An 8,519-nucleotide genomic window follows, 5' to 3' on the forward strand; every position below is an offset into this window, starting at 1 on the left:
AATAATATAAAGCGCTGAATGATTCGCAGCGCTTTATCATGCTGATATCAGCTTATACGTGTATATTAATACTTAACTAAGGCGTGACCAATCCCACCGGTATAAACTTCTTGCTTGCAACCATAACCTGGGCCAAATTGCTTTTTATTACCTTGAATGGCGGCGATATCCCAATACCCCATACTATAGCAATTTGCTCTCGCTTCTTCAGGGCTCGCCAAGACACGCTTCGTCGTTACCCCACCTTCATCACAAAGAGCATGACCAATACCGCCACTTTCAGCTTCTTGCTTACACCCGTAAAGTGGACCATATTGCATTTTATTCCCTTGTATAGCTGCAATATCCCAAGCATTCATTTGGTAACAAAAATTAATAGCTGCTTTTGGAGAAGCCAAAGTACATTCCTCTATTGCAAATGCACTGGAAGCAGCAAATACAGACACTAATGAGACAATTTTTATAGCTGAACTGAGTTTTAACATGAGATTTCCTTAAAAGTTAATTTAAAAACTTAGCTATTTAAACTAAGAGGTTCAGGTGCGCATCCCTTAGGAAAAATACTACTCTTTTCTCGCTCTTCTACCATTACACTCGGTAACAAAAATTGGTGAATAAGCACTAGTGAACACACACCATTAAACCCAAATAGTTATCAATTACAAAATGACATTTAATTTCAATCCTACACTTTATACAACTACACTGGATTTTACCTATTTGAATGCATAATTCAGCTCATCTACTTATAGCTAAATCACATCTTAAGTAACTATAAATTAATATTTTTATTAAATTAATTTTCTTCAAATACACCAGTGTTAAAAAAGCCTAGATGCTATGCTTAGTGTTCAGTAGTTGATAAGAGAGCCAACGTTTGATGTTGTTACGTTGTATTACCTAGATACTGGTGCTTGTTAGTCTCAATGCATTCGCGACACCACTCACCGAACCAGAGTTTGAAGAGAACAGAGCAGAAATACGCAGTGTATCTTCTCAGCCCCCCTAGAAGCGATATCTACCACTGAGTACTTTTTATTTAAGTTCGATAAAAAGCTGAGTACCAAACAAAAAATCCGTTTGCTATATGGCAAAGCTTGGTTTCAAATTCAAACCGATGATATTCACAGTGCTATTTCAACTTTGTCACAATGTAAAAAATGAGCATTGAAGTCTCAGATCCAACCATTTTATACAGTTATTACAGCCTTACAGCAGGCACATTAACTCGCATGAGGCTATATGAAAGGACCCTTGAAAACTACTTAGAAAGCTACAAACTAGCGGCCTTAATGGATACAGAGCTATTTCTGCGACAAACCGAGAACAATATCGGAAATGTCTATTTAAAATTAAGCCGTTTGAAAGATGCAAAATCCTATTTTCAACGCTTTTATCAGGACGCTAAACAAAGAGACCTCGCTCAACAAATGGCGGTTGGCTTGAACAACCTCGGAGAAACGCATTTTGGACTAGGCGAATATCAAACAGCACTGGCATTTCATAAGCAAAGTCTTAGCCTTAGAGAGCAAAACGAGTTCACTTATCATAGCTCTTACCTAGGCAAAACCTATATCGCACTTGGTGAGCTTGAACTTGCAAAACAACACTTAGAACGCACAACGACTATACGGAAAAACAGTAATGCCATCGCTGATAGCATTGGGCCGCAAATTGACCTCATGAGGATTAAACTTTTACAAAAAGAGTACCAAGATACAGAAACACGCTTAAAGGAAATCATCAAGCTAAGTGATGAACATACAAGACGCAAAGAAAAGTCAGAAGCCGGTCATTTGCTCGTGATGTATTATCAGCAAGTTAACGATTCACAAAGTGTGCTCGACACATCCGCTTTGCTGATGCAAAGCAAACTCAAGTTTTTACAAGGACAAGCTGAAATAGATGTCGCATTTCATGCCGCACAGATGAACTTAGCCATAAAAGAGCGGGATATTGCAAAGCTGACTCAAGAAAACGCGCTTCACCAGCTCAACACCCAAGCAGCTAAAACACAGTTAATCATCATGATCATCGCCATGATGATAATTATATTACTCACTTGATATTTTGTACGGCGAATAAGAACAAAGAACCTCGTTTTAATTGAAACGTTAGGCAATTTAAAAGCAACCCAAAAGCAATTGTTAGAAGCCGAAAAAATGGCGGCGATGACGACCTTGGTATCTGGCATAGCCCATCAACTTAATACGCCTTTAGGACTTGTTGTCACGTCAGCTTCGTGCCTTGACGAAAAGCTTAAAGTGAATCATGAGAAGAAATACGTAAGCTGCTGTCGAATCAAACGCTCAGTGCAACACAATTAAAAATCTTCTTAGAAGAAGCATCCGAAATGCTGGCTTTAACTGCGAATAACTCAGGTCGCGCTGCCGACATGATCGCGCGCTTTAAATTAATCGCAGCTAATTTAGGTACTAGTGAAGCATCCGACTTTGAAGTACTTAGTTTTTTGACTCAAAGGTGCACCCTCATTTCACAAAGCATCGAACCTGATATCGTTTTAACAGCAACTGGCTATACGGCAAGTATTCACTCTCACCCAGAAACTTTAATAAAAGTAGTTTCTCACCTTGTGAACAACTCTTGTGCGCATGGCTTTGCGCTGCAACCATCTAAATGCATTGATATTCAGATCAAAAATGACAGTAACCATGTCCACTCATCAAGATAATGGCGTCGGTATTTCAGAGGATGATCAAAAGCACATGTTTGACCCCTTTTATACAAGCCAACTCGGCGAGGGAAACTTGGGGTTAGGCCTGAATATCGCTTATAACTCGGTTGTATATGCTTTAAAAGGTGAAATCAGCTATGAGCACCAAGCGAATGAAGCAAGGTTTGTAATTAAAATACCCAAAAAGCTCGAAAATACATAAATATCATTCAACAGTCGCGCATTCAAAAGTGAACAACTAACACAGTATAAGCCGCCCAAGTACTTGGGCGACAAAGTAAACAATGAGTAATTACAAATCTCTGACTCGTTTAGCTTGAGCCACTTTTGAGTGCTTTAGTAATACATCCATCAGTTCTCGGGTCAAAAACTCAGAGACCCCTTTCCTTTTTGCGTTTTCAAGCGCTTGATCTAATACCCAGTGTTCACGTTGGCTATCTTCAACAGGCTGATGAAAAATGGCTTTTAAATCGCCAACTTCAGATACCTTCGAAAAGCGCTCCGCGACCAAGTTTATAAGCTGCTTGTCTATTTGATTAATACCACTCCTTAACTCTGCCAGTACATTTGCATAGTCACCGTCATAGCCATGTTTGCTTGGTAGCTTAGTTTCGCTTTCAAAATCAATCGTCATGTTAATACCCTCCTTAGTTCGAACACGTAATTTTTTGCTTAATTTCTGGTGCGATTTCTGCCATACAATGCTCAGCCACTGCGGCAATTGTCCAAGCTGGCGTACATGCACCGGTACTACCAGGGATGAGTGAGCCGTCAACAACATATAACCCTGGAATAACAGCGCCCTTAACATCTTTAAGCGCCCCATAATTATTACATGCTTTACCCAACACACAGCCTCCTAATGGGTGTGGTGTCATGCCATAAGCAACATCAAAGTGTTCGTTTTCAACATCAGGATTTGCAACGAATGTACGCTGAGTATTGTTACTGCAATGCAATGGACCGCGATACCCTTTGAAACGAGCGAGTTTACGCTGGTCATCATCACTCAAGTTGGCTGTATTGGTTTCTTTCCATGCATCTAAAGTCTTCAATGCCGTATTGATTGAGTCACCCATGCCGCCTTCATACTTGCCGTCAATTTCTATTGTTTGTGGATATGACAAGCCAAATGTACCATCATACTGTTTTTCAAACTGTCCCGGAGCTGTATCGCGACACACCCCCATCATTAGCGTGTTTTGAATAGACACGGTTTCTTCATACCAAACTGGGTAAACCACCATCTTGGTAAATGGAGACGCGTGATTTTCGTCCAAATATGCTTTTGACTGACCTTTTTGGCCAAATAAAAAATCACACTCCGCAGAGCCCGGGCCACCATTTGCAGGACGCACATCTTGATTACAAAACTGTGTGGCAAATAAATCACCATTTTGTCCCCAGAATTTACCAACATAATTACTCAGTGCTGGCAGACCAGTTTTAGTGACATCCGTTAAGCTCGGAGAATGTGAAGACTCAAGTAATAAGCGTGCAGTGTGCATGGAGCCTGCTGACATAATGACATTGTCAGCTTCGTAAATAATTTGCTGTGGTGCGTCGACATTGGCTTCGTTGATTTTATTCACCACAATCCGGTAAACAAACTCACCATTATCACCTTTAGCAATACGGTTGATGCTTGTTACTTCACTCAAACATTCAATATCTAGTTTATTGGTCGCTTTAGCCTGCGCAAGATAGTTTTTATCAAGACTATTCTTAATGCCATAAAACGTTTTGCCATGACAATCGTCAACTTCATGATAGCTATTCATGCCATACCACATCTCCCCAATCGTTGCCGAGGGCATCATGGAACCAGACACTTCATTTGCAACCACTGACCAATCTAGCGCCAGCGTACTAAACTTAGGCTCTACTGATTCAAAGCCAAACTTTTGCTGGTAAGCCTTCAATTTTTGCGCCTGCTCCAAAAACACACGAGTAGAGAGGTAATCAGGAGAGGCCGCAATAGAGATAGACTTGTCATTAGCATTTTCACTTAGGCTCACCATTTCAGTTTGAATATTTTGTTGATCGATTTGCGCACTCGTAACCTGATTAAATTGCAAAGTTGCATCGGTATCAATGGCTGTATCAATCATGGTTCTAGGCTTCATCACTGATTCAACAACGTCATAATTAGGAGCAATATCATCGTAGCTTAACAGCTTAGAGCTTTGATTTTCCGGATCTCTAAATGCAAGATTGAACGCATCTTTTGAGGGCTTTTGAAAAATCGTATTGTATACCTGTGATGTACCGCCTAAACCGGCACCAACCCATACCGTCATATTCTCAGCTTCAATGGTTTCAACTAACCCCGGATATTTTTTCACAGGCCGCTTGGCAAATTCACCATCGTTAAAGTTAAGCGGAATGTCATTTAAGCCAAGTGTAATGTCGCCCACAGGCGTGCCAAACGGCTCTTCTGTAGCCATCCATGCAGCACGTCCATCAGGTTGACGATAGTTACAAAAAGGAGGTAATGGCTCTGCGCCACTTTGCGCCTGACTCTTTTTGCCAGTTAAATTACCCCACCAATCTTTACCGCGCTCTAACAAAATAACTCGCTCATTAGTTTTTTCCAGCTGCTGGCAAAGCCTCAGTGCGGCAACACTGCCACCAAATCCTGACCCTATAATTAGGGTATTTGCTCTAACCGGTGTATTGGACGAATTTGAATTATTCATATGATTTTCCTTTTCATGGTTTAAGCGACGTGGTCGCCAACGACGTTTGAATGACTAAAGAACGCAATGCTCTTTTTAATTGCAGTAGCCACCTGTTCGACTTCACCTAGATGGCAAACAACTGCGACTCGCACATATTGGCGTACTTCACTCTTTACCTTGTCACTGACCGCTAAATAGTGGCCTGGTAACACTTTTACGCCATAATTCTGGTATAAATGCTGACAAAATGTTTCAGAATCGCCCCCTACATCTAGCCAAATGTAAAAGCCACCATGAGGGAGCTGATAAGCAGAGTATTCTCCAAGATGCTTTGTAAATACATCGAATTTCTCTTGATATATCGCGCGGTTTGTCTCGACATGCTGCTCGTCAGCCCAAGCAGCTTCTGATCCTTTTAGCTGAATTGGAGACAAAGAAACGCCGTGATAATTGCGATAACCTTGAATTAACTTAATGAGTTTTGCATCCCCCACTACAAACCCCGACCTTAAACCCGGCAACCCGGATCTTTTCGACAAGCTATGAATAGCAAGGCAATTCTCAAAGTTATCATTTCCAATATGTTTGCATGCTTCTAGTAACCCTAAGGGTTTGAAGGGCTCAGAATAGATCTCGCTATAACACTCATCGGCAACCAAAATGAATTGGTGCTTATTTGCCAGCTCAATTAAACATGTCCACTGTTGTAGTGTCAGTACCTCACCAGTCGGGTTGTTAGGCGAGCAAACAAACATCAAGTCAATATCAGACCACTCAGAAAAGGTATCCCCCCCATTTAGCGCCAGCTGTTCTAGCTGTGCTTGGGTGATACAGCAAACTTTCGCACCAACATTCTCAGCACTGGCCTGATAAATTGGGTACCCTGGATCTGGCATGGCAACCGTGATTGGTACCCCTTGCTGTAGTTCACGATTAAACAAAGCTATGGGCATCATGAAGATCCCTTCCCGACTGCCCGCCAGTACCGTTATTTGCGCTTGCACATCAATTGAACTCGTATCAAGTGAGTACCGTTTACACAACCAATCTCGTATAGTCTCTAGCAACGTTTGTTGCAACGATTCTTTTGGATAACGTGCGAGCGCTTCAAACCCATCAGGAATATGAGATAAGATTTCATGATTTAAAGGCACATTCGGTTCACCGATGCTCAAGTCAATCACGCGTCGTGCTGGGCGGATTTCATATAAAAGGTTTTCAAGCTTTGCTTGAGGATATAAACGTTCTGCAAAATGCATGGTTTTCATTCCTTCTACATTACAATCTCAGTATGACTGCGCACCAGTGCGTCTACTTGCTCCTTCACCCCGTTTAATACAGGCTCAGCGCTGTTTACTACGTCACACATTAGCTGTGCTATGTGCGCGCTATCGTGTTCAGTAAAGCCAAGCCGCGTAATTTCTGCAGTACCCACACGCATAAAGCCATCACAAAAAATCCCATGCGCTTTGAGTTTATCTCTGTGCTTAACGCCGGTTTCTTTGTCGAGTAAAGGTAAAACTTGATGGCAATATGTCGAGTTTTCAAAATTTGGATTAGCCTCTCCTCTGAGAGTAAAACCATTTTGTTTAAAGGTACTTGCAAACGCGCGCGCATTTTTCACAATTTGACCGGCATACCTTTGCCAAGGTACTTCATCTAGCGTTAAGCCAAGTGCTGCAATTCTTGCAAGGTGCGGGTTGCAAATCATGGTTGGGCCATTGAGTGGTGTAAAGTTAGAAACCAGCTCAATTTTTTTATGCAAAAGTTCGGAGTTAGTCAGGATAAGACCACCTTGTGGACCGGGGAAAGTTTTGTGTGTTGAACCAAATAAAATATCAGCGCCTTCTTCAAGCGGATCTTGATATTCACTACCGGCAATTAATCCTAAACTATGAGAACCATCGTACGCGACAACCCCCCCATAACTGTGCACGACTTCGCTAATCTCCCTGACCGGCATAGGCACCATAAAGATTGACGCGCCCAAAATAACCAGCTTGGGTTGCTCTTTAATTAACAAATCAATACAGGCTTGTTTGTCTAATTGCCACTGTGCATCATCGAAGATAAGCGGCAATGATTGTCGATGAAACACTTCGTATTGGAATGGATATCCGCCGCCTGGGAAAAACGGCGGAACGCGTGCGACCTTGTCACCCGGCTCAGTCAAAGCAAACACAACAGCCATTAAGCTATTACTACCTGAGGTTGGCGAAATATTAGCAAATTGACTGGAGAAAACTGACTTGGTTTTTTCAGTCGCAAGCTGAGTTATCTCTTGAGAGATATCAGTGCCAGCGTAGAACGGCGCGGCATATCTTGATGCCAGATCATTTGAGAGTAGTTTAGAGACTTGCTCCGACAGTCGATTCTCGCTCACAATTAAATTAATTGCCTGTCGACGACATTGCTGATGTGCTTCAGCTAGCTCAATAATGGTGTTCATCCTCATTCCCATTTTAGTTAATTTATTGAGCCACCATGTTAGCCACATAAAATAAATTAATTAATTACAAAGTATTACACCATTAAAAATAAACTAGTAAGATGCTGAAGACGTTAAAAAAAACAGTTCTATTCGAAAAAGGCCAATGAATCATAATTTGGTGATCTATCGATAACTTGTGATAAGAACTCAATGTCATTCTTGTACTACTTAACCTGCTCTAGGGTATGCTCTAGAGCATGAATTTCCGAACTATTGTTTCCATTTATCTTATCAAGATCTAGTCATCTGCTCTAATAGTACGGGACACTTTGATAATGGAATATAATCCAATATCAAAGTGAAAAATGACAAAAAGAACAAACAGAAGTTATCCGGCCGAGTTTAAGAAATAAGCCGTCGCATTAGTTGTAGTAGTGTGATTACCCAGGGAAACTGACGGTATAATTACCGAGCGACTTTGACTTATTCACACTATCAGCATCATAAGACTTGCCCGATACTTTATCTTCTCCGCATAAATACGCTCGCCTTACGCATCTAGAGATACAGTGATAGTACTTGGTATCCACCAAGCTAACTTGTCTACTCCGTGCTGTTGCCATGAATTGAACGACTAACTTTTAACCATTACTAAAATGATAGTCGACGCCAATTCTTTGCCAATTTAGAGATGGGTGATGAGATGGACACT

The 8,519-nt window shown here is 41.4% G+C and carries 9 protein-coding genes and 1 pseudogene; 4 read left to right on the forward strand and 6 right to left on the reverse strand.

Translation table 11 applies throughout. The features are described 5' to 3' along the window. Positions 1-65: 65 nt before the first annotated feature. The gene (locus tag N482_RS03050; protein ID WP_063375685.1) at positions 66-485 is read right to left on the reverse strand and encodes a hypothetical protein; all 420 of its coding nucleotides are present in this window, start codon (positions 483-485) and stop codon (positions 66-68) included. A gap of 675 nt (positions 486-1,160) precedes the next feature. Here N482_RS03050 and N482_RS03055 point away from each other — a divergent pair. The 4 genes from N482_RS03055 (at position 1,161) to N482_RS03065 (ending at position 2,897) form a co-directional block, all read left to right on the forward strand. After that, positions 1,161-2,066, forward strand: coding sequence for a tetratricopeptide repeat protein (locus N482_RS03055; RefSeq protein ID WP_063375686.1), 906 nt, complete (start codon positions 1,161-1,163; stop codon positions 2,064-2,066). A gap of 96 nt (positions 2,067-2,162) precedes the next feature. Next, on the forward strand, positions 2,163-2,327 hold the full coding sequence (locus tag N482_RS24685) for a hypothetical protein (protein WP_155730456.1): 165 nt from the start codon (positions 2,163-2,165) through the stop codon (positions 2,325-2,327). A gap of 26 nt (positions 2,328-2,353) precedes the next feature. After that, entirely contained in the window at positions 2,354-2,692 is a 339-nt protein-coding gene (locus N482_RS25115; protein WP_063375687.1) for a hypothetical protein, read from the forward strand. After that, positions 2,673-2,897, forward strand: a complete 225-nt coding sequence (locus N482_RS03065) for an ATP-binding protein (protein ID WP_063375688.1) — start codon at positions 2,673-2,675, stop codon at positions 2,895-2,897. The genes N482_RS25115 and N482_RS03065 overlap by 20 nt, the downstream gene beginning before the upstream one ends. 90 nt (positions 2,898-2,987) lie before the next feature. Here the strand turns inward: N482_RS03065 and N482_RS03070 are convergent, their stop codons facing one another. From N482_RS03070 to N482_RS23990, 5 genes and pseudogenes are all read right to left on the reverse strand, one after another. Continuing rightward, positions 2,988-3,329, reverse strand: a complete 342-nt coding sequence (locus N482_RS03070) for a chorismate mutase (protein WP_063375689.1) — start codon at positions 3,327-3,329, stop codon at positions 2,988-2,990. Positions 3,330-3,342: 13 nt separating this feature from the next. Next, positions 3,343-5,394, reverse strand: coding sequence for a GMC oxidoreductase (locus N482_RS03075; protein WP_063375690.1), 2,052 nt, complete (start codon positions 5,392-5,394; stop codon positions 3,343-3,345). A 20-nt stretch (positions 5,395-5,414) separates the two neighbouring features. Beyond that, on the reverse strand, positions 5,415-6,635 hold the full coding sequence (locus N482_RS03080; RefSeq protein WP_196765293.1) for an aminotransferase class I/II-fold pyridoxal phosphate-dependent enzyme: 1,221 nt from the start codon (positions 6,633-6,635) through the stop codon (positions 5,415-5,417). Between the two features lie 14 nt (positions 6,636-6,649). Next, the gene (locus tag N482_RS03085; RefSeq protein WP_063375692.1) at positions 6,650-7,825 is read right to left on the reverse strand and encodes a hypothetical protein; all 1,176 of its coding nucleotides are present in this window, start codon (positions 7,823-7,825) and stop codon (positions 6,650-6,652) included. 482 nt (positions 7,826-8,307) lie between these two features. Continuing rightward, positions 8,308-8,430, reverse strand: a pseudogene (locus N482_RS23990) (transposase); the annotation flags it as partial. Positions 8,431-8,519 lie beyond the last annotated feature (89 nt).

The sequence above is a fragment of the Pseudoalteromonas luteoviolacea NCIMB 1942 genome (assembly GCF_001625595.1).
GTDB classification, from domain to species: Bacteria; Pseudomonadota; Gammaproteobacteria; order Enterobacterales; family Alteromonadaceae; genus Pseudoalteromonas; species Pseudoalteromonas luteoviolacea_A.